The organism is Sphingobium sp. RS1, from assembly GCF_056156825.1.
Genome location: NZ_JBLZXE010000003.1, coordinates 729,761 through 753,019 on the forward strand (window position 1 = coordinate 729,761; position 23,259 = coordinate 753,019).

Here is a 23,259-nt window from a genome sequence, read left to right on the forward strand (position 1 = left end):
GATCAGGCCGCCGTCGCTGCGGGGCGGGGCGGCATTTCGCTCCGCGATTTGGCGAACATCGCCTGTGTGGCGGGGCGGGCGTTGATGCGCTCGATCCAGGCGACGAGATTCGGTGTTGCCGTCTTGTTGACGATATCGGCGTATCCAAATTGCATGCCGTTTGCGATTGCGAAATTGCAGATATCGGCCAGCGTATAATCCTCGCCCGCCAGCCATGGGCTTTGCGACAACCGATTCTCCAGCCGGTCGATCGACACGCGAATCTTGCGCATCTCCTCGTCCAGCACCGCCTGCGGGAAACCGGCGCGGGCGCTGCGCCATTTGGCCTGCTGCTCCGGGACCGGAATATGCTTCAGCTTCTCCTCGAACTCGGCGTCGGTCAGCTTGCGCGCCATCGGGCCGATCATCCGTTCCCAGCCGATGGTCGATACGCACCAACAGAAATATTCGTCCACCCATTTGGTCCAGACGCGCATTTCGGCGACCTGCACCGGATCGGCCGGGCGCAGGCGCGGCGCGTCCGGAAAGGCATCTTCCAGATATTCGCAGATGACGGTCGATTCGGTGATGATATGGCCATCATGGTCGAGCGCAGGCACCTGACCGCGCGGATTGATGGCCTTGAACCAGTCCTCATGATGTTCGAACCGGGTCGGGTCGACGAAGCGGGGCGTGAATTCCAGTCCCTTTTCATACAAGGCCAGCAGGGGCTTCAGGCTGTTGGCAGCCGGACCGAAGCTGTAGAGCGTCAACATGCGCTGTTCATCCTCACCTTATGGTTATGGCGTCTGGTGCGCCGTCGAAGATGAAACTGGCCGGCGATCCGGCGGGCCGCAAGTCGTCTGTCGATACTATCAGCCAAACTACCTGCCAGTGCCGGTGGCTCAACCTGTCAGTTTCAATGATAGCGCCGCCACTCGTCTTGCGGCGGCGGCAAGGCTTTGCTTTGGATGGGGAAAGAAAAGCCGGAGAGAAAAATGCTGGAACTGCTGACGTCGGAAACGCCCAACGGGTGGAAGGTGTCGATCCTGCTGGAGGAACTGGGCGTGCCGTATAAGGTAACGCCGATTTCGCTGACCGACCGGGTGCAGAAGCAGGACTGGTATGTCGCGCTCAATCCCAATGGCCGCATCCCGACGCTGGTGGATCATGATGCGGGGGATTTCGCCATTTTCGAATCCGGCGCGATCCTGCTATATCTGGCGGAGAAATTCGGGCGGTTCCTTCCGGCTGACGGGCAGGATCGCAGCCGCGTCATCCAATGGGTGATGTGGCAAATGTCCGGTCTTGGCCCGATGATGGGACAGGCAACCGTCTTCAACCGCTATTTCGACGAAAAATTGCCGGCGGTGATCGACCGCTATGTGCGCGAAAGCCAGCGCCTGTTCGGCGTGATGGATGCGCGGCTTGCCGACAACGACTATCTGGTCGGCGACTATTCGATTGCCGACATCGCCTGCTTCCCCTGGGTGCGCGGCCATGACTGGGCTGGCGTCGACATGGGGGGCTTCCCCAACCTTCAGCGCTGGTTCGATAGAATTTCAGCGCGGCCCGCGGTGCAGCGCGGACTTCTTGTCCCCACCCCGCCGACCGATGAGGAAATGGCGGAGAAGACCACGAAACAAGGAAAGACCATTCTCGCGTGAGCGCCTTCCTCCAACGGATCGTCCGCATCGAATGGGGCCATTGCGACCCCGCCGGTATCGTCCATGCACCGCGCTATTTCGACATTTTCGGGGAGAGCACGATGCTTTTGTTCGAACAGGCCGGCTTGCCCAAGAAGCGGGAAATGCTGGCGACCATGCCCTTTGCCGGCTTTCCCATGGTCGATGTATCGGCGCGCTTCTTCGTCCCCACTGCCTATGGCGACGATGTGCTGGTGGAGGCGGAGGCGCCGGTGTTTGGCAATAGCAGTTTCACCGTCGCGCACCGATTGTCGCTGGACGGCAGGTTGTGCGTGGAATGTATTGAAAAGCGGGTCTGGACTGTGCCTGACGCAAGCAGACCGGGTGGATTGCGGGCGGAGCGCGTGCCGGATTCGATACGGACCTTGTTCGCCGCCTGATTCATGTTCAGGCGCAGGCAAGCCTGATGGGGCCATAGCGTCCTCCACGAAAAGGGAGATGCGTCATGGAACAATCGATCGGCCATTCCGACAGGCGCAGCCTGATCGCGACGCTGGCGCTGCTGCCGCTGGCGGCGTGCGCCACGCCGATGGGCCGTTATACGGTCGAGGAAGCGGTGCGGCGGTTGCTGCAATTGTCCAGCGAGCGTGCTTTTGCCCGACTGACCGAGCCGGGCGGCTTCTATGACGATCAACTGACGCGGATCGCGCCGCCGGATCTGGGCGGGGGCAAAAGCGGTGCGGTGCTGTCCGCCCTGCTGCGGACCAATGCCGTGCGGAACCGGGTGGCGATGGCGCTCAACGACGTCGCGGTCGACCTGGCCGACAATGCCGCGCCGATCGTGATGGACGCGGTGCAGCGCATGACCCTGGCCGACGCCGTGTCGGTGCTGCGGGGCGGGCCGACAGCAGCGACCGACCTGCTGGCACGGGAAGCCCGCGGGTCGGTGGTGGAGGCGCTGTTGCCCGGCGCGTCGCGCGCACTGCATTCCGACATGTTCGAAATGCTGTCTGTCGCCCTCGCCGCCAGCGGCGGCAAGGATTATGCCGCGATGGCGGATAATGTCTCGGGCCAGATCGGCGACGCCATTTTCCGCGCGATCGGCCGGGAAGAGGCGGAAATTCGCCGCGATCCGGGAGCGACCCGCGATCCCATCCTGATGGCGCTTCTTCGATAAGTCTTGATTTCCGTGGCCTGGCATGGTGACGCAGCGCCATGGAACAGAAATATCCCGGCGTCGCCGGCATCCCTTGGGATCAGCCCGCGACCATGATCGACCTGGACGGCAAGCCGCCGCTGATCGGCACGATTCGCGACTGCGCCGTCCATTTTGGCCTCTACAAGGACCATGCCCGTGCGCAGGCGCGCGTCCTGCTGACCCAGCCGGTCCATCGCGAAGGGCGCAAGACGCGCACCTGGCTGCTCGATCCGGAAGAGATTGAAGCACTCGCCGAGCGGCTGAAGCGCGAGACCAACTGATATCGGCAGGCGCTGGCGCTCAGACGAGCGCCGGCGCCTCCGTTTCCACGACCAGCTTGGCCAGACGGGCGGCGCTGACATCATCCAGCGGCGCGAAGAGCAGCAGGCGCTGGCCCGGCGCTTCCTCGATCGCATAGCTGGTGTGGCGGAACATGATTTCGCCCACGCCCGGCATGTCGGCGATATTCGTATCCTCGAAATGCGCCATGATTTCCGAATCCTGCCAGTAGCGCTGGAAAAATTCGGACTGCTCCATCATGTCGGCGATGATGCCTTCGAACACCTCCGGCTGGGCGGTGCGGCTGTAATCCCATTTGAAACGCGCGATCAGGCGGCGGCACATATCCTGGAACTTGTCCGGATCGGCGCGATAGCGCGGGTTCAGCATCAGGATGCGGAACAGGTTGCGTTCCTCGCGCGGCATCTGGCTGTAATCGCGGAAAGCGCGGGCAACGAGGCGGTTCCAGCCGATCACGGTCCAGTCCTCCACGATCACCAGCGCAGGAATCGTCAGCGCATCCATCAGATGCTGGGTGCCCGCATGGATCGTCTCGTCCGGGCGGCGCGCCAGTGGCGGTGGGCGATGCTGGGCCAGGGCGAAGAGAAATTCGCGCTCATTGGGATTGAGGCGCAGGGTGCGGCTGAGGCGCTCCAGCATCGGCGCGGATAGCTGCACTTCGCGCCCCTGCTCGAACCAGGTGTACCAGGTGACGCTCATCCCGGCGAGCGTCGCCACTTCCTCGCGCCGCAGCCCGCGCGTGCGGCGGCGCTCGCCCGGCGGCAGTCCGACTTCCGAAGGCGCCAGCTTGGCGCGGGCGGCTTTCAGGAACCGCGACAATTCTTCCCTTTGTGCCATGCCTTATCCAGTTACTCGCAATAATGGGACATCCACCGGCCTTCTTGCGGGCCGTCTCCTCTGCAAGACCCTTGGGTCTGCGATCGGCAACATAGCCGAGACTAGACAGGAGAGCGATATTGGCTGGCAAGCTATTTGTGACATGCGCGGTGACGGGAAGTTCACCGATGCCGTCACATCCCAATTTTCCCTTTCGCCCGGACCATGTCGCGGCGGAAGCTCTGGCGGCGGCGGAGGCCGGGGCGTCGATCATCCATGTCCATGTGCGCGATCGCGAGACGGGTGATCCGTCGCAGGCGTTGGAGGATTATCGCGAGGTCGTCGGACTGATCCGCGCCAAGAATAATGAGGTGATCCTGAACGTCACCACCGGGCCGGGCTGCACCTGGATGCAGGGCGATGAAGACCCGGCGGTTTGTGGCCCTGGAACCTTGATGTTCACCGCCGAGCGGCGGCTGGAACATATCCTCGACCTGAAGCCCGACATGTGCACGCTCGATATCTGTACCATGCAATTGTGGGGCGGGGTGGCGATCAACCTCGATCCCATGATTACCAAGATGGGGCATATGATCCAAGATGCCGGCGTGCTGCCTGAGATCGAATGCTTCGAGGCAGGCGACTTCGTCTTCGCCGATGATCTGATGGCCAAGGGCGCGATCCCGAAAAATGTGCCCTTCACCTTCGTTCTGGGAACCAAATATGGCTTGCCGGCAACGACCGAGGCGATGCTCTACGCAAAGAACCAGATACCGCGGGGGGCGCATTTCACCGGCTTCGGCGTCAGCCGACACAGCCTGCCGATGGCGGCGCAGTCCGCTTTGCTGGGTGGGCATATCCGCGTCGGGTTTGAAGACACCATCTATCTGCGGCGCGGCCGGATGGCAGCGGACAATGCGGAACTGGTACAATGGGCCGTGGAGATGGTCGATCGCATGGGCGGTGACATTGCCAGCGCCGGAGAAACGCGGGCCATGCTGGGCCTGAAGCAATAAGGGAGAGAGAGGATGACACAGGCAGCAACCGCGCCGATGGGCGATGTGAAGGGCAGGACTGCCTTCATCACCGGCGGCGCGAACGGGATCGGCTTGGGCATAGCCCGTGCTTTGGTACAGGCCGGAGCCAATGTGGTGGTCGCCGATATTCGCGAGGAATCGCTGGCACAGGCGAAGGCCGACCTTGGTTCGGACGCACAGGTGGAGACAGTGCAATTGGACGTCACCGATCGCGCGGCTTTCGCTCGCGCCGCCGACGCGGCGGAGGCGCGGTTCGGGAAGATCCACATGCTGATCGGCAATGCCGGTGTCGGTGTGATGGGGCCGGTGCTGGACGCGCGCTTCGACGATTGGGACTGGGGCATGGGGGTCAATCTGGGCGGGGTCATCAACGGCCTCGTCACCATATTGCCGCGCATCAAGGCGCATGGAGAAGGCGGGCAGATTGTGACGACCTCCTCGCAATCAGCGCTGATCCCGATCAGCTATTCGGCCATCTATACGGCGGCCAAGGCGGCAATCCTGGGCATTTCCGAAGCCATACGGGGCGAACTGGCGGCGGAAAATATCGGCGTGTCGGCCTTCATGCCGGGGCCAGTGCAGAGCCATATCGCCCATAGCGGCGAACTGCGCCCGGCCGCATATCGCGAGGATAGCGGCTATCGCCAGCGGGAAGAGGAACTGGAGCAGCGCCCCGTCTCCCCGCTCTGGATGAGTGCCGATGAAGTCGGCGAACGAGTGCTGGCCGGCATCCGGAACAACGACCTCTATATCCTGACCCATCCCGAATTCGGCGCCGGAATGAAAACCCGGTTCGAAGCGATCCTGGCCTCCGTTCCCGATGAGGCGATCAATCAGGACCGGGCAAAGGAAATCGGTTTCCTGCTTGGCAATCCGGTGTTCGAAGATCAGTTGGCGCGCCGCAATGCAAAGGAGCTGGCCGCATGACGCAGGTAGCGGGACGCACCGCCTTCATCACCGGGGGCGGATCGGGTGTGGCGCTGGGGCAGGCGAAAGTCTTTGCCCAGGCCGGCTGCAAGGTCGCGATCGCGGATATCCGACAGGACCATCTGGACGAGGCGATGGCCTGGTTCGACGGGCGCGGGCATGATGTGATGGCGGTGAAGCTCGATATCACCGACCGCGCTGCCTATGCGCGCGCCGCTGATGAAGTGGAGGCGAAGCTGGGGCCGGTGGAACTGCTGTTCAACACGGCGGGCGTGTCGATTTTCGGCCCGCTCCAGAACGCCACCTATGATGACTGGGACTGGCAGCTGGACGTCAATCTGAAGGGCGTCATCAACGGCATCCAGACCTTCGTGCCGCGGATGATCGAGCGGGGCAATGGCGGCCATATCGTCAACACGGCATCCATGTCCGCCTTTGTCGCGCTCAAGGGGACGGGCATCTATTGCACGTCGAAGATGGCGATCCGGGGCCTTTCCGAATGTCTGGCGCTGGATCTGGCGGATCATGGTATCGGCGTGTCGATGCTCTGCCCCGGCGCGGTCAACACCAACATCCATGAAGCGGTACTGACCCGCCCGGCGCACCTACAGGATACCGGCTATTATGGCGCCGATCCCAATATGATGGCGCATCTCAAGCAGGTCATCGCGATCGGCATGGAGCCGGAGGTGCTGGCGCAATATGTGCTGAAAGGGGTGGAAGCGGACCAGCTTTATATCCTGCCCTATCCCGAATTTCGCGGCACGCTGGAGGAAATTCACGAACGGGTCATGGCATCGCTCGCCCGGCCCGAAGATGACCCCGATTATGAAAAGCGCGTGGCTCATGGCGTGCCGGGTGGGGAAAAGCGCGAAAAGGTCGATAGCTGATTCCTGCCGGATACTCTTCTGGCCGGACGAATAAGGGGTGCGTCCGGCCAGCTTTTTCGTGGGTTACAGATCGCGATAGTCGAACCAGTCGATATCGGCGACCATCGCGGTGCCGGCCATGTCCTGTGCCGCAACACCGACAAACGCACCGGTGAAATTGGGAAGACCCGGTGCGCTGGCCTCGTCCGACAGGATGGATGCATCGAAATGGTCGGGCAGCCATGTCCAGTCCGCATCCTCGACCATGCGATAACCGAAGCGCAGCATATGATGGTCGACTTCGACAATCAGCGCGATCGGCCCGTCACCGACCGCAATCGGTGTGCTGAACGCGTCGCCCTGCGGCGAATCCGGCAGGACCGACATGACGCGCAGATGGCGCCCGATATGCTCGTCATGGCTGATGTGCAGATAGTGGAACTTCCCGCTGTTATAATAGCAGGTAAGGCCCGCCATTTGCTGAAAGTGCTGCGGCGAACAATCGATCAGGCAGGATGCGCGATAGCGCCAACTGGTCTGCCGTCGCGCGACCAGCGCCTGCTCGAACTGGCTGCCGACCGTTTCACGCGCATGGAGGCGCAAATGACCGGGACGATCGGTCAGGCTGAACAGGCGGTCGGGGTGCGGGGTGCGCAACCACTGGAAGGGAAGGGGGAGAGCGACCCCATCGAAATCCTCCCGCTCCGGCGCGACCGGCCATGGCGCGGCGGGCAGGTTCGGTGCGGGTGGCGCGTTATCTGGCGCGGCATCCGCTGCCATGGTGCGCAGCCATCCATCCTCGCCCCACTGCATTGGCTGTATCGCGGTTTCGCGCCCCATCACGCAGCGGCCGCGCCCCGGCAGGGGGCGACCGCAAAGATAGGCCATCCATGTCTCGCCATTGGGCAGGTCGACCAGATCGGCATGGCCGGACCGCTGGAGCGGCGAACAGGGCTTGTCCCTGGCGGTCAGCACCGGGCCATCGGGATGCACCGCATAAGGTCCATCGATGCTGCGCGAGCGGGCCATGGTCACCGCATGGTTCCACGCTGTGCCGCCTTCCGCCACCAGCAGATGATAATAGCCGTCCCGCTTGTAGAGGTGGGGGCCTTCGGTAAAGCCCAGATCGGTTCCTTCGAAGATCATGCGACGTTCGCCCAGCATCATGCCGCTGGTCAGATCCATCTGTTGCATGACGATACCGGCAAAGCGCTTCCGACCGGGGCGATGGTCCCACAGCATGTTGAGCAGATAGCTGCGCCCGTCATCGTCATGGAACAGGGCGGGATCGAAGCCGCTGCTGTTGAGATGGACCGGATCGCTCCAGTCGCCGTCGATGGTGTCGCAATGGACCCAATAATTGTGGAAGTCGCGTAGCGACGCGCCGGATGCGCCACCTACCGTGGTCCGGCCATAGCGTTTCACGTCGGTATAGATCAGGTGGAATCGGCCATCGGCATAGGTCAGGTCGGGCGCCCATATGCCACAGCCATCCGGTACGCCGCGCATGTCGAGTTGTGACGCGCGGGCGAGCGGCCGCGATACCAGCCGCCAGTGGATCAGGTCGCGCGAATGGTGGATCTGTACGCCCGGATACCATTCGAAGGTCGAGGTCGCGATATAATAATCCTCTCCCACGCGCACGATCGACGGGTCGGGATTGAAGCCGGGAAGGATGGGATTCTGGATGAGCGTCATGCGGGTTTTCTTACCAGGGTCCAGAGGAGTGCGGCGCCAAGCAGGTCCAGGCAGCCGAGGAGAGCGAAGAAGGGGGCATAGCCGATGCTGTCGACAAACTGGCCGATGGCGAGCGAGAAGAGCAGCACGCCGCTGTTGCCGGCCAGCCCGCCCAATCCGGCGACCGTGCCGACCTCATTCTTGCGGAACAGGTCGGATGCCATTGTGATAACGGTAACGGACAGGGTCTGATGGGCGAACCCACCCAGCGACAATAAAGCGAGCGCGACATAGGGGCTGTCCACGAAGCCGACGGCTGCCATGCCCGTCATCATTACAGCGCCCAGGGTGAAGGCGCCGCGCCGCGCATCGATCAGGTCGATCCCGCGCCTTTGCAACAGGGCGACGACGGCTGGCCCGAACAGGCAGCCAAGGTCTGCCGCCAGGAACGGCAGCCAGGCGAACAGCGCCATCTGTTTCAAGTCGAAGTGCCGCACCGTCATCAGGTAAAGCGGCATCCAGAAGGATAGAGTGCCCCATACCGGATCGGCCAGCAGGCGCGGAAGGGCAATGCCCCACAGGTTGCGCTGGCGCAGCAGCGACAGGATCGATGGCTTCTGATCGGACGCGGCGAGACTGTTTTCCTGACCGTCGGCGATCTCCGCCTGCTCCTGCGCGCTGATGGCACGATGGCGGGACGGCGGGGCATACCAGAACAGCCAGACCAGTACCCAGAGCAGGCTGACGCCGCCGGCAACGAAGAAGGCCGCCCGCCAGCTATGCGTCAATATCGCCCACGCGACGAGAGGCGGCGCCAATACCGCACCGAAGGATGCGCCGATATTATAAAGCCCGCCAGCCAGCCCGCGTTCGCGCGCCGGGAACCATTCGGCCACGACCTTCATGCTGCCGGGGTGCCCGGCGCCTTCGGCCAGGCCCAGAAAACCCCGCAGCGCGGCAAAACCCAGCCAGCCCGACGCGAAGCCGTGGCACAGGGTGATGATCGACCACAGACCGGCGAAAATCGCAAAGCCGATCTTAAGGCCGATCGAATCCAGCAGCCAGCCGACCAGCGGCTGAAACATGATGCCGAGCTGAAAGACGGCGGTAATCCAGCCATATTGCTCGGTGGAAATAGCCTGTTCCGCCATGATGGTGGGGGCGGCGACACCCAATATGCTGCGCGACAGATAGTTGAGGATCATCACGCCCATGACCAGGCCAATGATCGTCCAGCGGATGCGCATCGCGCGGGTCATGTGTCCATCCTGTCCTGCTCATCCGACCCTGCTTCGGCGCGCGCAGGATTTCTCGGGAAGCCGACAGGTAACCGCCTCTCAAGAAAAATGGTAGCGTTAACTTAACAAAAGTCGAAGACGACACTGTTGTCCGTTTCCCTGCGTGCCGCAGCGATCATCTTGGCGAAGCAGCCCGCTTTTCAGGCGCATCTGACGGAAGATTGCGCTACGATACCGCAAGAAGCGGCAAGTCGTTGCGGCCGCCCAGGAGAGAAGGGGCAGAATCGCGGGCAAGGCGCCCGGCGCCCGGCGCCCGGCTGAAGCAGAAAGGGGGCTAGGCCATGCTGCAGGATGCGCGTGACTGGATCTGGTGTTCCCGGCCCGCGCCTGGCCGGTCACAGGTGAGCGCATTGGCCGCGCGCATATGGCGGGATATTGCGGAAATGGCGATACAAAGTGAGGTCGGTCCGAAATTCTCCGTGCTGGACCCGCTATCGCCTCGGCCCGGTCGAACTGAATTTTCTGCGATGCAGCGCACAGACCGCTACCCGGACAAGGGACATGATCGCGCGCGATGGCCTGCCCAATTTCGAACTGCTGTTTGTCCGCAGTGGCCCGATGCGGTTCCGGCATGGCGATAGATCGGATGCCGTGCCGCCGGGCACTTTTGTCCTTCTGGATAATCAGTTCGCCTATGTTCTGGATTTTCCGAAGGGCAGCGATTGCCTGACAGTGCGCATGCCTGAAACATGGTTGCTCGACTGGTTGCCTGCCGCGCATGGCCTGATCGACCGGACGCTGGGGCTGCAATCGCCCTGGGGAAGGCCGCTGGCAGGTCTGTTGACGGCGATCGCGGATCAGTTGGGGGGAGGGCCGGCATGTTGGCCAACGATGCCATGGCAGGCGGTAGAGCGAACCGGCGCGGGCTGGAAGATCGGGCGATGGACGTCCTCAATGCCCTGCATGCCGATCCGAATCTGGATCCCGCACGGGTCGCCGGAGAATTGTCGATCAGCGTTCGACATCTGCACCGGGGGCTGGGCAGGCAGGGGTCAGCTTCGGCCGGCGCCTTAACATGGTGCGTCTGGCCGCCGCGGAAAACCTGTTGGCCAGTCTTGAAGGGCAGCGCCTGTCGGTCCGTGACATCGCCTGGCGGGTGGACTGTGCCGACCAGAGCCATTTCGCGCGGCCGTTCAGGGTGAGCCGCGGTTGCTCGCCAACATGCTTCCGCGACCAGTACCGGCATTGATGCTGCCCATGTCACCCTGATCCTGAAAAGGAGTCGCTGCACGACGCGCGAGGCTACCCTTTGCGTGGCAGGATGATTGCCACAATCAGGAAGAGAGAGATGATGTTCCTGCGTAATGCCTGGTATGTCGGAGGGACCAGTAGCGAACTGGACGAAAAAGGGATGATCGCGCTTACCATATTGGGCGAACCGGTCGTTCTTTACCGCAAGACCAATGGCGCCCCGGTCGCGTTGGAAAATCGTTGCGTTCATCGGATGGCCCCGCTGTCATTGGGACGGATCGAAGGCGACAACCTTCGATGCATGTATCATGGCATGCTATTCAGCGACGAAGGGCGGGCACTGGAGATACCCGGACAGGCCATGATCCCGGATCGGGCCTGCGTAAGACGCTATCCGGTGATCGAGGCTAGCGGATGGCTATGGCTATGGATGGGAAACGCCGACCAGGCTGATCCGGCACTCATCCCGCCCGTGCACGGCCTGCGCAATCCCGACTGGTTCCTGACGGAGGACCGGCTGGACTATGCCTGCCACTATCAACTCATCAACGACAATCTTACCGATCTTGGCCATCTGGCATGGGTCCACAGCCAGAGTTTCGGCGCGGATCGGAACTGGACCGAGACGCTGCCGAAAGTATCCCCGCTCGGGCGCGGCGTACGTATCGATCGCTGGCTGCGCGACATCGCCCCGATCCCGCCGTTGGGCAAGGCGGCGGGCTTTCAGGCCGTCGATCATTGGGCCCAGCTCGATTATCTGGTGCCGGGTGTTTTTCATTTCTACAATGCGCTCTATCCTGTCGGGACGGCAGACAGATATGGTGGGGTAGCGCCGCCATGGGATGACCCTGCGCTGCTGTACGAACATTATACCCAGCAGGCCGTTACGCCGATGACCGCGGATACCACCCGCTATTTCTATACCTGGGGGCCAAGCGCACGCACCGGCACCGTCGAAGAAGCAGGGGTCATGCGCCAGATCCTCAATCAGGCCTTTCTGGAAGACAAGCGCATCATCGAGCAGCAGCACCGCATCATCGCGCTCGATTCAGACCGGCAACCGATGCCGACCGTCCATGACAAGGGCCTGATCCTTTTTCAGCGCCTGATGCAAAGGCTGATGCGCGAAGAACAGGCGGGCGATCAGGAGGCCGTCCTGTCGGTGGCCTGAACATCATGCCGCGCGCTGCTATAGTCCCGATCCCGTCATCGCCGCCGGTGTCGAACGTCCATCACAGGCCCAGCAGCTTCACCGCATTATCCTTCATGATGAGCGGCAGCACTTCTTCGCGGAAGCCGGCTTCGCGGGCGGCGTCGATCCATTTTTCGGGGCGAATGAGCGGCCAGTCGGACCCGAACAGCATCTTGTGCTTCAGCTGGGTATTTGCGTACTGGATCACCTGTTTCGGGAAATATTTTGGCGACCAGCCGGACAGGTCCATGAAGACATTGTCCTTGTGCAGCGCCATCGACAGGCTCTCGTCGGTCCATGGCCAGCTGGGATGGGCCAGGATGATCTTCATGTCGGGGAAGTCGACCGCGACATCATCCACCAATATGGGCTGACCATATTTCAGGCGCACGCCGCCGCCGCCGCGCATCCCCGTCCCCATGCCGGAATGGCCGGTGTGGAAGATGGCGGGCAGCTTATATTCGGCGATCACTTCATAGATGGGATAGGCGACCCGGTCGGCCGGATGGCAATCCTGCATGATGCCGTGGAATTTGAAGCCCTTGACCCCATAATTCTCGACAAGATCGCGGGCCTCGCGCGCGCCATATTTGCCCTTGCGCGGGTCGATCGAGGCGAAGGGGATGACGATGTCGCTGTCGTTCGCGGCCAGTTCCGCCACTTCATAATTGCTGATCCGCTTGGCCCCGATGCCGCTCTCGCAATCGACGGTGAACAGGCAGAAGGCGATATTCTGCGCCCGATAATAAGCGATGGTTTCGGGGATGGTCGGCCGCTTGCGATCCGCCTTGAAGTAAGCGGAGGCGGCGTCGAAATATTTGGCCATCACCGGGTCTTCGGGGTCGTGGCACGACACTTCGGCATGGACATGGACGTCGATGGCAACAACCTTGGTCGGGTCAACGGGCATTGGGGACGCTTTCCAGTTTCTTGTCTTCATTGGCACGGTGGATGACATAGGCGCGGATATCTTCGATCTCTTTTGCCGAGAAGATCGACGCGAAGCTGACCATGCCATTATCCTTCAATGCGCCGTCATGCACGATCATCTGCCATGTCGCCTTGTCGTTCAAGGCCGCGCTGCGGCGCAGGTCGGGGACGATGCTGCCGCCGATCGCCGCGTCGCCATGGCAGGTGCTGCAATAGCGACCGAAACGCGCGCCACCGGCCGCAATGTCCGCCGTGCTGGCAGTGGAGGGCGGCGGGTCGAGCGGCATGGCGTTAAGCGGCGGCGGGGCAGGTAGCGTGCCCTTGCCGTCCAGCTTGAACACCAGCAGGCGGCTGATGTTGCGGCTGGGTCCGCTCTTGTCGGAAAGGATACCGGGCGCCAGCGCCCAGACGCCGCCCCAGCCGGCCATCACCGCCACATATTGCTGCCCGTCCAGTTCATAACTGATCGGCGCGGCGACGATGCCGGTCTGTGCCGGGAAGGACCAGAGTTTGCGGCCGTCCTTGGTTGCATAGGCGTTGAAGTCGCCGGTGGCGGTCCCCTGAAACACCAGATCGCCGCCGGTCGCCAGCAAGCCGCCATTCCACGGCCCCTTGTAGGAGACGCGCCATTTTTCCTTCTGCGCGACTGGGTCCCAGGCGATGAGCGCGCCGGTGGTCGCCTTCATCGCCGCATCCCGCACCGCCTTGTCGGCGGGCATGGCGGCCGCCGCGATATCAACGCCCACGTTGAAGCCGAGCTTGTTCGCCTTCCACCCCTTCTCCGGGATATAGGGGAAGGCGGCGAGGTTGGCGGGGATGAAGACGGTCTGGCTCTTGGGATCGAACGCCATCGGGTGCCAGCTATGCGCGCCGGTTGCGCCGGGAGAGCCGATGAAGGGCTTGCCGGTCTTGTAATAGCGCGCTTCCGGATTTTCGATCGGCCGGCCGGTCTGCATGTCGATGCCGCTGGCCCAGTTGACCGGCACGAAATTCTTCGCCGACAGCAGTTTCCCGTTGGTGCGGTCGAGCACATAGAAGAAACCGTTCTTGGGTGCCTGCATCAGCACTTTCTTCTTCTGCCCGCCCATCTCCATATCGGCCAGCATGATATGCTGGGTGGCGGTGAAGTCCCAGCTGTCGCCGGGCGTGGTCTGATAATGCCAGGCATATTCGCCGGTCTTGGCATGCACCGCGACGATCGAGGACAGGTAGAGATTGTCGCCCTTGCCCTCCGAGCGATAAGCCTGGTTCCAGGGCGATCCATTGCCGACGCCGATATAGAGAAGATCAAGCTCCGGGTCATAGGCCATGGCGTCCCACACGGTGCCGCCGCCGCCCTGTTTCCACCATTCGCCATACCATGTGGCGGCGGCCTTCTTGAGGTAATCCGGTTCCTTTTCCGTGCCGGGCTGGGCCGGGACGGTGTAGAATTTCCATTTCTCCGCGCCGGTATCGGCGTCATAGGCGGCGACATAGCCACGCGCGCCGAATTCGGCGCCGCCATTGCCGATGACGACCATGCCGTTTACCACGCGTGGCGCGCCGGTAATGGTGTAATTCTTGGTCTGGTCGAGCGTGACCTTGCTCCAGACCGGCTTGCCGCTCTTGCGGTCGATGGCGATCAGCCGGCCGTCCAGCGTGCCGACGAAAATCATGTCGCCCCATGCCGCCACGCCGCGATTGACCGCGTCGCAGCAGGCCTTGACCAGCGTATCGCGCGGCACTTCGGGGTCATAGGACCAGAGCAATTTGCCGCTGCGCGCGTCATAGGCCTTCACCATGCTCCATGCGGTCGAGACAAAGAGGGTGCCGTCGATGAAGAGCGGTGTCGCCTCCTGCCCGCGATTGGTGTCCATGTCGGCGGACCAGGCTAGGCCGAGCTTGCCGACCGTGTCCTGATTGATCGCGGACAGCGGGCTGAAGCGCTGTTCGTCATAGGTGCGGCCGGTCGAGAGCCATTCGGCGGGCTTGGCGGCGATGATCCGGGCGGCGTCCACGCCGCCGGTGGAGGCGGATGGCGCGGTCGCATCCTGGCTCGTGCCCTTGCCACAGGCCGACAGGGCCAGACTCGTTCCCAACAGCAGCGCAATCGCGACCCGCATCCTCTTCCTCTCCATCTGTTGAGCGGATGTTCTCATCTCGCTCAGTTCATGTGTTTGCCGCGATTGCCGAGCCGTCAAATGTGCCATTTGACTAGAAATCGCTCAGTTGACCATCCGCGCGCCGGTCCAATAGGCGGCGCGCAGGGCTTTCTTGTCCATCTTTCCGGCGGCGGTCCGGGGAATGGCGGGGACGAAGGCAACGCTTTTGGGCGCCTTCACCCCGCCCAGCCGGGCCTTGGCATGGGAGATGATCTCAGTCTCACCGATATTGTCGGCGACGACAATGGCATGGACCGCCTCGCCCCATTTTTCATGGGGGATGCCGATGACTGCACATTCCCGCACGGCGGCCAGTTCGGTGACGGCGGCCTCCACCTCGGCGGAAAAGACGTTGAAGCCGCCGGAGACGACCATGTCCTTCTTGCGATCGACAATGTAGAAATAGCCGTCCTTGTCGCGCCGGGCGACGTCGCCCGTATGGTGCCAGCCATGGGTGCGCACTTCGGCGGTGGCTTCGGGCATGGCATAATATTCGCGCGAGACGAGAACGCCGCGCACCACCAGTTCGCCCGCCTCGCCATCGGGCAGCAGTGCGCCGTCCTCGCCCATGATCGCGACCCGCACGGAGCGGCTGGGCCGGCCGCAACTGGCGAGCCGTTCGGGGCGATCGCCCGATGCCGCCGTTGCGACATCCTCCGGCGAGAGCCAGGTGACGATCATCGGCGATTCCACCTGGCCATAGGCCTGACAGAGGCAGGGGCCGAATATCTCCACCGCCTGCCGTAATTTCTCCGGCGAGACGGGCGAGCCGACCAGCAGGAAGATTTTGAGCGATGAAGTGTCGCTACGTGCCAGTTCCTCTGCATCGAGCAGGCTGTAGAGCGCGGTCGGCGGCATATAGACATGGGTGACGCGATGACGGGCGATTGTGCCCAGCACGGCGGCGGCGTCGAAACCCGGCAGGATCACTTGCGTCGCGCCCAGCGACAGGGTGGCAAGCGCGACCGGCCCAGCCGCATGGGTGATCGGTGCGACAACGAGTGAGACAGGTGAATCGGTTCTGCCGTCGACCGATGAGGCCAGCGTTTCGATCATCGTGCCCCAGCCCAGATTGGTGACGACCACCCCCTTGGACGGGCCGGTAGTGCCGCCGGTTGGGAAGAGGCCGACGATATCGTCGGGTTTTCCGAAGGGGTCGGAGAAGTCCGGCAAGCTGTCCAACTCGCTGTCGCAGATAAACTGATCGAGCGAGGGATCGCTGTCATGGGCGCGGTCGAGACAGACGAAGCGGGTGAGGCTGGGGACGCGCGCCTTGAGCGCGGCCACATCCTCCGCCTGGCTGCTGTGATAGAAGAGCCAGCCGCAGCGGACATAGTCGAGATAGGCGGCATTGGCGTCGATGGCGTTGCGGGTGTTGACCGGCACCCACTGTCCATTGGCGCGCCAGATGGCGAGCAGCGCGACCATCATCGTCGCGCTGTTGGGACCATAGAGCGCGATCGGCTGCTGGTTGCGAAATCCCGCCGCATAGAGTGCGGCGGCGACCTTGATCGTCAGTGCCCTGACCGAGGCGAAGCTTAGCGTTTCGCCACTCTCCGCGTCGATCAGGCAGGGGCGTTCGGGGTCAAGATCATGGCCCCGGTCGAAATAGTCGATCGCACGCATGCCATCAGCCCCAGCGGTTGATCTCCGGGCCGATGGCCCAGATCGCTTCGGGGTTGGGGACGGTGGCAAGGCCCAGCGCCTGCGCCACGGCGGGGCGGGCACGCAGCCGCGCTTCCCATGCGTCGGTCAATGGCGCGGCAGCGAAGGCATCGGGCACGAGGCTGCGCATCCCCGCCAGCCAGGCATGGGTTTCCAGATCGGCGATGGTGAAATCGCCCATCAGCCAGTCGCGGCCGTCGGCCAGTTGCGCCTCGACCTTCTCGACCGCCTGCACGATCTTGGTGCGGCTGTCAGCCAGTTGGGTTTCGTCCACTTTGCCTTCCACCGCCTGCGTCCAGCGGGCGGCAAGGTCCGCGCTGGCGATGCCGGCGGGGACTGAAGATGGCGGGGCGGCGGCATTGCCGAGTGCGGCGGCGGCGGGCGCCACGCGCTCGATCACATAGCGGCACCAGGCCATCATCTGCCAGCGGGCATAGGGATCGGCCGGGCGGATCGCAGGACCATTGCCGACCTCATCCAGATAGCAGGCAAGGAAGACGCTGTCGGTCATGGCCACATCGCCGACGATCAGCACCGGGCCTTCGCCCTCGATCGACTGATCGACCTCGATCGGGTGGGGCAGGATGGGCGAGTGGCGCTCGCCCGCAACCAGATCGATGGCGCGAAAGTCCATATCGACGGCCTTTTCGAAGGCGGCGGCGAGGACGGTGAAGGACGGGCCGTTGGGCTGGCTATGATAAAGGATGCCGGTCATGCGGGTTCGCTTTCGAGCAGGGAGATGCGACGGGCGAGGTCGGTGCGGCCCAGCGCCCAGCAGGCACGGGTGGCAGGGCGCGCATAGATGGCGCGCAGCCAGCGCATGATGTTGGGGGTCAGTTCGTCATTGCAGAGCTGCGGCTGGGACAGCGGCATGGCGTAGGCGAGGTTGAAGCCGTTGATGTCGGCCAGGCCATATTCGTTCGACGCCAGCCATGGCCGCTCACCCAGCGCCTGCTCCAGATAACCGATGCCCAGAGCCACGCGGCGCTGCGATTCGGCCATTTCCTCCGGAGAAAAGGCGCCGTTGATCGCCTTGCGCCAGGCGGTGCGTCGTTCGGGCATGGGTATGCGGTCGATCGCTGCTTCCAGTTCGGCAGGGTCTTTCTGGCGGACCGAGGGACCGACGAACACGCTCCAGCCGATCATCGAGAAGCTGGGCGCGAGCCATTGGTCGAGGAACTTCATCCACCAGCGGGTGCGCCACTGATCGACCGGATCGGCCGGCATCAGGCGGGGGCCGTCGAACGCCTCGTCCACATATTCCATGATCGCGGTGGATTCGGTCAGCACCAGCGCGCCATGGGTCATGGCGGGAATCGTGCCGAGCGGATTGACCGCCAGATAGTCCGGCCGATGCTGGTCGAAATTCAGCAGATCGAGATAATGGCTGTCGAACGCGACACCCTTTTCGAACAGCGCCAGCATCGGCTTTCCCGAATTGGCGTTGGGTTCCCAATGATAAAGTGTGACGTCGGTCATGCCGCTTATGTCTCCGAAAAGAAGCCGGCCGGGCCGTGCGCTGCCCGACCGGCCAAGGGGGAGGCCTAGAATTTCTTCTTCACCGTGATCGCCCATTCGCGCGGGTTGCCGGGGCGTGCCTTGCGCACACCGGCGCCAGCGCCGCGCAGGTCGAAGACGGACAGATAATAATATTTGTCGAAGAGGTTGGTGACCTCGAACGAAACGTCGAGATCCTCATCTGCATTCTGCCAGGTCAGCCGCGCATTCGCGAGCGTGTAGGCCGGCACAAAATTGAGGACGCGCTCGTCGTTGACCACAGCCGCGCCGCCAAACTTCTTGTCTTCATAGGTGACGTCAAAGCGTGGAGTCAGGCTGCCCGCCTTGTCGAGATCGATCTTATATTGGGCGCCGACACTGAACTTCCAGGGCGGAGAGACTGGCGGATCGCTGGGTGACACACCGCCGGGGTTGGTGCCGCCCGCCGTCGGTGAAGTGGCCGCCGGATCGAGGCTGCTGGCGATATATTTGAAGTCGAGATAGCTGATCGATGCGTCAATCGCGAGGCCGTCGATCGGGTACGCGGACAGTTCAGCCTCGAACCCCTTGACCCGTGCGTCGCCGGCATTGAGGCGGGCGGCGCAGGGCGCGGTGGGGCAGGTCAGCACAGGGATCTGGATATCGACATAATCGTTGATGAAGGCGGCGGCGTTCAGGCGCACCCGGCGATTGAAGAAGTCGCTCTTGAAGCCGATCTCATAGGCGGTCAGCTTTTCCGGGCGGAAGGCGATGACCTGCTGAGTGGTGAAGGGGCGCGGGTTGGAACCGCCGCCCTTGAAGCCGGTCGACACCGACCCATAGACCATCAGGCTGTCAGTGAGGCGATAGTCGGCGGCGACGCGATAGTCCCAGCGCTTGGCGCTATAATGGGCGGTCAGGCCCGACAGCGCCGTCACGGTTTCGGTCGTGTTGCCATTGCCATTATAGTCGAGCGTATCCGCGCCAGAATAGCCGACGCCATAGGCTGCGCCGACCGGATCGAGGAAGCGATTGACCGTGCCGTCGAAGTTCAGGCGGTAATAGGTCTGGTCCTTGGTTTCGGTCGTATAGCGCAGGCCGCCGCTCAGCGTCAGCCGGTCGACCGGTTTCCAGGACAGGTGCGCAAAGGCGGCCTTCGCCTCTGCCTTGGTCGGGTCAGGCTGGCGGAATTGCAGTGGATAGACCGGGACATAGCGAATGTCCTGGAGCGAGTCGTACGTGGAACTCTGCTTGAAATAATAGCCACCGACCGTGGCGTTGAGATTGTCGCCCAGTTCAGCGTTCAGCCGGACTTCCTGGCTGAAGCTCCAGTTTTCGAGATAGTTGCGGCCGAAACCAATATTGGCGGGCGAGATATCGTCGTCGGAATCGAACCGGGTGTTGAAGGTGCGATAACCGGTGATCGACGTCAGCTTGAAAGCGTCGGACAAGGCATAGTTGATCTGGCCCGATACGCCCCAGCCCTTGTAGAGGCTGCGGTCCGTGCCCTGCGTTGCAGCGAGCGGGGTGCCGGCGGCGCCATAGGGGTCGACCGGGATGGGCGGGGTCCAGGTGCCGGCCGGCTGGCCGGTACCGATATAGTTGCAATAGCGACCGCAGATGAAGCGGTCGTCATAGACGACGCCGGGCGCCGGATTGGTATTGGGCGAATTGACCGTACTGGTCGCCAGCAGCACTTCGCCGGCGATCGTATGTTCGTCGCGGGTATAATCGCCGATCACCGTAACATCCAGCTTGTCGCTGGGCTCCCAGAAGGCGATGGCGCGAATCGCCTGATAGCCCACGCCACCTAGTTTGCTGATGGTGCAGTCGCCGGCCGGCTGGGTCGACGGAATGCCGCTGCCCGGATTGGCGCAGCCATAGTCGATGCGATCGACAAAGCCGTCCTGCTGCTTGGCAACGCCGGAAATGCGGACGGCGAGCGTGTCGGTGATGCCGAAATCTGCGGCGGCGCGGATGCCGATGCGGTTGCGGATGCCGTAATTGACCTCGACAAAGCCGCCACCATCGCCGCTGGGGCGCTTGGAGTAGAGCTTGATCGCGCCGCCTTCGGCATTGCGGCCGGCGAGCGTGCCTTGCGGACCGCGCAGGATTTCGACGCGGTCGAGGTCAAGCAGTTCGAACACCGCGCCGGTCAACTGCGGATAATAGACATCGTCAATATAGATGCCGACGCCCGGTTCGTAGGCGGGGTTGAAGTCGTTCTGGCCCACGCCGCGGATAGAAGCAGTGATGGACGGGCCGAAGGAGGCGCCTTGTGGCTTCAGCGAGACGTTGGGCGCGGCGTCGGCCATCTGGGCGAGGTTGGTCTGGCTCTTGGCCTCCAGCTCGGCGGCGCCGACGGCGGTGATGGAGATCGGCGTATCCTGCAACCGCTGGGCGCGGAACTGGGCGGTGACGACGATGTCTGCGACGGACGATTGCGAGGCCGCATCCTGTTCGGCCGCCTGCGGTGCGGCAGCGGGCGGCTGGGCCTGCGATTGTGCCGAGGCTGGCGTGGTGATTGCGAGGATGGAGGCCGACGCCAACAGGGCGCGCGACATCATTGCACGAAGATCGTGTTGCATGGGTAATCCCCTCTCCTAATCGGCTTTGTAAGATCCGTCCTGACCGGACGTGACCCGCCTTGTGACATGCTGTGTGTCGATTGTTAGTAAGACATACAATCTTGCCCGTTGCAAGGGCCTGATCGCCCCGACGGTGAACATTGTCGCAATATTTGCCTTTATTGCGAGAGGGCAAATAATGCTGTTGTCTCTATTGGTGGTAGTACCAGTAACAGCTTATGCTGGGGCAGGAGAGGGAAGGCCCGGAAATCGCCTGTTTCGGCAGCGAGTGGGATCAGACATAGACGCGACGCAGCAGTTCGACGAGCATCGCGGTTTCAGCCGGGCTGAACCGGGCCTTGAGCCAATTCTCATGCTCGGCGATGCAACTGCGCGCGTCGGCGAGCGAGTCGCGACCACCATCGGTCAGGCTCAATGTCTGACGTCGGCGGTCCTGCGCGGAGGCGCCACGGGTCAGGAAACCCCGGTCCTGCATACGATTGACGATCGCCATGACGCTGGCCCGGTCCATTTTGAGCCGGCGGCCAATATCGGCCTGGGCGATACCGGGCTGATCCTCGATCAGCCAGAGGACAGCCACTTGCTTCTGGGTGAGGCCGAGGTCGCTGAACGTCTCGGTAAAATGTTGATAGACCGCTGCGCTGGCCAGCCGGATGTGAAAGCCGACCAGCCCGTCGATGCCGCTGAGGCCGGGATCTGGGAAGAGGTCGAGCGGCTCAATGTCTTTCATGGTATTCATAGTAACAGTGTGCGCAGTAAGACTTGGTCCGTCAATCCTGCGGCTTGAAAAAATGTGAGTGTCACATACAATATCTTCGATCAGAACAGGGAGAGGATCAGCCGTGGCGCATTTTCCGGACACACCGTCCTTCACAGGTTTCAACACGCCTTCGCGGATCGAGGCGGACATTGCCGATCTGGACGTGAAGGGGGCAGTGCCGCCCGAACTGGACGGGGCCTTCTACCGGGTGCAACCGGACCCGCAATTTCCGCCACTGCTAGGCGACGATATCGCCTTCAACGGCGATGGCATGATTTCCATGTTCCGGTTCAGGGATGGTCGGGTGAGCCTGCGCCAACGCTGGGCGAAGACGGACAAGTGGAAGCTGGAGCATGAAGCGGGCCGCGCTCTGTTCGGTGCCTATCGCAATCCGTTGACCGACGACGAGTCGGTGAAGGGCCAGATACGCGGTACCGCCAACACCACTGCCTTCATCCATGGTGGCCGACTCTATGCGTTGAAGGAGGATAGCCCGGCGCTGGTAATGGACCCGGCGACGCTGGAGACGGACGGTTACACCCGGTTCGACGGGGCGATGACCGGCCAGACTTTCACCGCGCATCCCAAGATCGACCCCGCGACCGGCGACATGATCGCTTTTGGCTATGCGGCCAAGGGAGTGCTGACACGCGACATGACCTATTATGTCGTGTCGCCGGAGGGTAAACTGAAGCAGGAGCTTTGGTTCGAACTGCCTTATTATGCGATGATGCACGACTTCGCGATTACGCCTGACTATGCGCTGTTTCATGTCGTGCCGAGCACATCCAATTGGGAGCGGCTAGAACAGGGGCTGCCGCATTTCGGCTTTGATACGACGCTGCCCGTCTATCTGGGCGTGCTGCCGCGCCGGGCCGATGCGACGGCGGCGGACATTCGCTGGTTCAAACGCGACAATTGCTTCGCCAGCCATGTCATGAACGCTTTCCAGGAGGGGACGAAGATTCATTTCGACACGCCTGAGGCGAAGAATAATATGTTCCCCTTCTTCCCTGACATTCACGGTGCACCGTTCAACGGACAAGAGGCCGCTAGCTTCCTGACTCGCTGGACGGTCGACATGGCATCCAACGGCGAGGATTTCGCGAGCGTGCGGCGCTTGACCAACATGATGGGGGAGTTTCCGCGCATTGACGATCGCCAGACGGGCCTGCCCTATCGCTATGGCTGGCTGCTGGTGATCGACCCGACCAAGCCGGTTGAGTTGAAGGGGGGCAGTCCGTCCGGCATGCTGATGAACACGCTGGGCCTGATCGATCATCGGACCGGCGAGGAGCAGAGTTGGTGGTGCGGGCCTGTGTCGTCCTTGCAGGAACCCTGCTTTATCCCGCGTAGCCCGGATGCGCCCGAAGGGGATGGCTGGATCGTGCAACTGTGCAACCGCCTGGAAGAGCATCGCAGCGACCTGCTGCTGTTCGATGCGCTGGATATCGCGAAGGGCCCAATCGCCGAGATTCGCGTGCCGATCCGCCTGCGCTTCGGCTTGCACGGCAATTGGGCCAGCGCCGAGCAGATCGGACTGGCGGGTTAGCGCGGCAGCCCCTCGGT

The 23,259-nt window shown here is 62.7% G+C and carries 22 protein-coding genes; 11 read left to right on the forward strand and 11 right to left on the reverse strand.

Translation table 11 applies throughout. The features are described 5' to 3' along the window. Window positions 1-2: 2 nt before the first annotated feature. Window positions 3-755: a glutathione S-transferase family protein gene (locus ACNHGR_RS23220; protein WP_475289287.1), complete on the reverse strand. Its 753-nt coding sequence runs from the start codon at window positions 753-755 to the stop codon at window positions 3-5. Window positions 756-977: 222 nt separating this feature from the next. Here ACNHGR_RS23220 and ACNHGR_RS23225 point away from each other — a divergent pair, with 222 nt between their 5' ends. The 4 genes from ACNHGR_RS23225 to ACNHGR_RS23240 all read left to right on the forward strand — a co-directional run bounded on the left by ACNHGR_RS23225 (window position 978) and on the right by ACNHGR_RS23240 (window position 3,104). Next, window positions 978-1,646 (forward strand): glutathione S-transferase family protein, encoded by a 669-nt coding sequence (locus ACNHGR_RS23225; protein ID WP_475289289.1) that lies wholly within the window; start codon window positions 978-980, stop codon window positions 1,644-1,646. Then, complete coding sequence (locus ACNHGR_RS23230) at window positions 1,643-2,065, forward strand: acyl-CoA thioesterase (RefSeq protein WP_475289290.1); 423 nt, start codon at window positions 1,643-1,645, stop codon at window positions 2,063-2,065. The genes ACNHGR_RS23225 and ACNHGR_RS23230 overlap by 4 nt, the downstream gene beginning before the upstream one ends. A gap of 65 nt (window positions 2,066-2,130) precedes the next feature. Then, window positions 2,131-2,802, forward strand: coding sequence for a DUF4197 domain-containing protein (locus tag ACNHGR_RS23235; protein ID WP_475289292.1), 672 nt, complete (start codon window positions 2,131-2,133; stop codon window positions 2,800-2,802). Window positions 2,803-2,840: 38 nt separating this feature from the next. Further along, window positions 2,841-3,104: a hypothetical protein gene (locus ACNHGR_RS23240; protein ID WP_184274392.1), complete on the forward strand. Its 264-nt coding sequence runs from the start codon at window positions 2,841-2,843 to the stop codon at window positions 3,102-3,104. 19 nt (window positions 3,105-3,123) lie between these two features. On the opposite strand, the gene ACNHGR_RS23245 is transcribed toward ACNHGR_RS23240, so the two are convergent. Further along, window positions 3,124-3,960, reverse strand: coding sequence for a helix-turn-helix transcriptional regulator (locus ACNHGR_RS23245; protein ID WP_475289294.1), 837 nt, complete (start codon window positions 3,958-3,960; stop codon window positions 3,124-3,126). Between the two features lie 137 nt (window positions 3,961-4,097). Between ACNHGR_RS23245 and ACNHGR_RS23250 the strand changes: the two genes are divergently transcribed. The 3 genes from ACNHGR_RS23250 to ACNHGR_RS23260 are packed head-to-tail and all read left to right on the forward strand — an operon-like array spanning window position 4,098 to window position 6,793. Continuing rightward, window positions 4,098-4,955 carry a beta-keto acid cleavage family enzyme gene (locus ACNHGR_RS23250; RefSeq protein WP_475289501.1) on the forward strand — a complete coding sequence of 286 codons (858 nt, stop codon included), beginning with the start codon at window positions 4,098-4,100 and terminating at the stop codon, window positions 4,953-4,955. A 12-nt stretch (window positions 4,956-4,967) separates the two neighbouring features. Continuing rightward, on the forward strand, window positions 4,968-5,903 hold the full coding sequence (locus tag ACNHGR_RS23255) for an SDR family NAD(P)-dependent oxidoreductase (protein ID WP_184274398.1): 936 nt from the start codon (window positions 4,968-4,970) through the stop codon (window positions 5,901-5,903). Next, window positions 5,900-6,793, forward strand: coding sequence for an SDR family NAD(P)-dependent oxidoreductase (locus tag ACNHGR_RS23260; protein ID WP_475289297.1), 894 nt, complete (start codon window positions 5,900-5,902; stop codon window positions 6,791-6,793). The genes ACNHGR_RS23255 and ACNHGR_RS23260 overlap by 4 nt, the downstream gene beginning before the upstream one ends. A gap of 63 nt (window positions 6,794-6,856) precedes the next feature. Here the strand turns inward: ACNHGR_RS23260 and ACNHGR_RS23265 are convergent, their stop codons facing one another. Both ACNHGR_RS23265 and ACNHGR_RS23270 read right to left on the reverse strand, forming a co-directional pair. Continuing rightward, entirely contained in the window at window positions 6,857-8,470 is a 1,614-nt protein-coding gene (locus ACNHGR_RS23265; RefSeq protein WP_475289298.1) for a glycoside hydrolase family 43 protein, read from the reverse strand. Beyond that, window positions 8,467-9,708: an MFS transporter gene (locus ACNHGR_RS23270; protein ID WP_475289300.1), complete on the reverse strand. Its 1,242-nt coding sequence runs from the start codon at window positions 9,706-9,708 to the stop codon at window positions 8,467-8,469. The genes ACNHGR_RS23265 and ACNHGR_RS23270 overlap by 4 nt, the downstream gene beginning before the upstream one ends. Before the next feature lie 435 nt (window positions 9,709-10,143). Here ACNHGR_RS23270 and ACNHGR_RS23275 point away from each other — a divergent pair, with 435 nt between their 5' ends. From ACNHGR_RS23275 to ACNHGR_RS23285, 3 genes are all read left to right on the forward strand, one after another. Further along, window positions 10,144-10,761 carry a cupin domain-containing protein gene (locus ACNHGR_RS23275; RefSeq protein ID WP_475289302.1) on the forward strand — a complete coding sequence of 206 codons (618 nt, stop codon included), beginning with the start codon at window positions 10,144-10,146 and terminating at the stop codon, window positions 10,759-10,761. 1 nt (window position 10,762) lies between these two features. After that, window positions 10,763-10,936 (forward strand): helix-turn-helix domain-containing protein, encoded by a 174-nt coding sequence (locus ACNHGR_RS23280; protein WP_475289304.1) that lies wholly within the window; start codon window positions 10,763-10,765, stop codon window positions 10,934-10,936. Window positions 10,937-11,035: 99 nt separating this feature from the next. Next, window positions 11,036-12,109: a Rieske 2Fe-2S domain-containing protein gene (locus ACNHGR_RS23285; protein ID WP_475289305.1), complete on the forward strand. Its 1,074-nt coding sequence runs from the start codon at window positions 11,036-11,038 to the stop codon at window positions 12,107-12,109. Window positions 12,110-12,170: 61 nt separating this feature from the next. Here the strand turns inward: ACNHGR_RS23285 and ACNHGR_RS23290 are convergent, their stop codons facing one another. The 7 genes from ACNHGR_RS23290 to ACNHGR_RS23320 all read right to left on the reverse strand — a co-directional run bounded on the left by ACNHGR_RS23290 (window position 12,171) and on the right by ACNHGR_RS23320 (window position 21,660). After that, the gene (locus ACNHGR_RS23290; protein WP_475289306.1) at window positions 12,171-13,040 is read right to left on the reverse strand and encodes an amidohydrolase family protein; all 870 of its coding nucleotides are present in this window, start codon (window positions 13,038-13,040) and stop codon (window positions 12,171-12,173) included. Further along, the gene (locus ACNHGR_RS23295) at window positions 13,030-15,162 is read right to left on the reverse strand and encodes a PQQ-dependent dehydrogenase, methanol/ethanol family (RefSeq protein ID WP_475289308.1); all 2,133 of its coding nucleotides are present in this window, start codon (window positions 15,160-15,162) and stop codon (window positions 13,030-13,032) included. The genes ACNHGR_RS23290 and ACNHGR_RS23295 overlap by 11 nt, the downstream gene beginning before the upstream one ends. Window positions 15,163-15,264: 102 nt before the next feature. Next, window positions 15,265-16,827: an AMP-binding protein gene (locus tag ACNHGR_RS23300; RefSeq protein WP_475289309.1), complete on the reverse strand. Its 1,563-nt coding sequence runs from the start codon at window positions 16,825-16,827 to the stop codon at window positions 15,265-15,267. A 4-nt stretch (window positions 16,828-16,831) separates the two neighbouring features. Beyond that, window positions 16,832-17,581 (reverse strand): glutathione S-transferase family protein, encoded by a 750-nt coding sequence (locus ACNHGR_RS23305; RefSeq protein ID WP_475289310.1) that lies wholly within the window; start codon window positions 17,579-17,581, stop codon window positions 16,832-16,834. Then, window positions 17,578-18,345, reverse strand: a complete 768-nt coding sequence (locus tag ACNHGR_RS23310) for a glutathione S-transferase family protein (protein WP_475289311.1) — start codon at window positions 18,343-18,345, stop codon at window positions 17,578-17,580. The genes ACNHGR_RS23305 and ACNHGR_RS23310 overlap by 4 nt, the downstream gene beginning before the upstream one ends. A gap of 65 nt (window positions 18,346-18,410) precedes the next feature. Next, window positions 18,411-20,930 carry a TonB-dependent receptor gene (locus tag ACNHGR_RS23315; RefSeq protein ID WP_475289313.1) on the reverse strand — a complete coding sequence of 840 codons (2,520 nt, stop codon included), beginning with the start codon at window positions 20,928-20,930 and terminating at the stop codon, window positions 18,411-18,413. A gap of 274 nt (window positions 20,931-21,204) precedes the next feature. After that, on the reverse strand, window positions 21,205-21,660 hold the full coding sequence (locus ACNHGR_RS23320) for a MarR family winged helix-turn-helix transcriptional regulator (protein WP_475289314.1): 456 nt from the start codon (window positions 21,658-21,660) through the stop codon (window positions 21,205-21,207). Window positions 21,661-21,772: 112 nt separating this feature from the next. Between ACNHGR_RS23320 and ACNHGR_RS23325 the strand changes: the two genes are divergently transcribed. Beyond that, a complete protein-coding gene (locus tag ACNHGR_RS23325; protein ID WP_475289315.1) occupies window positions 21,773-23,242 on the forward strand; it encodes a carotenoid oxygenase family protein in 1,470 nt (489 codons plus the stop codon). Window positions 23,243-23,259 lie beyond the last annotated feature (17 nt).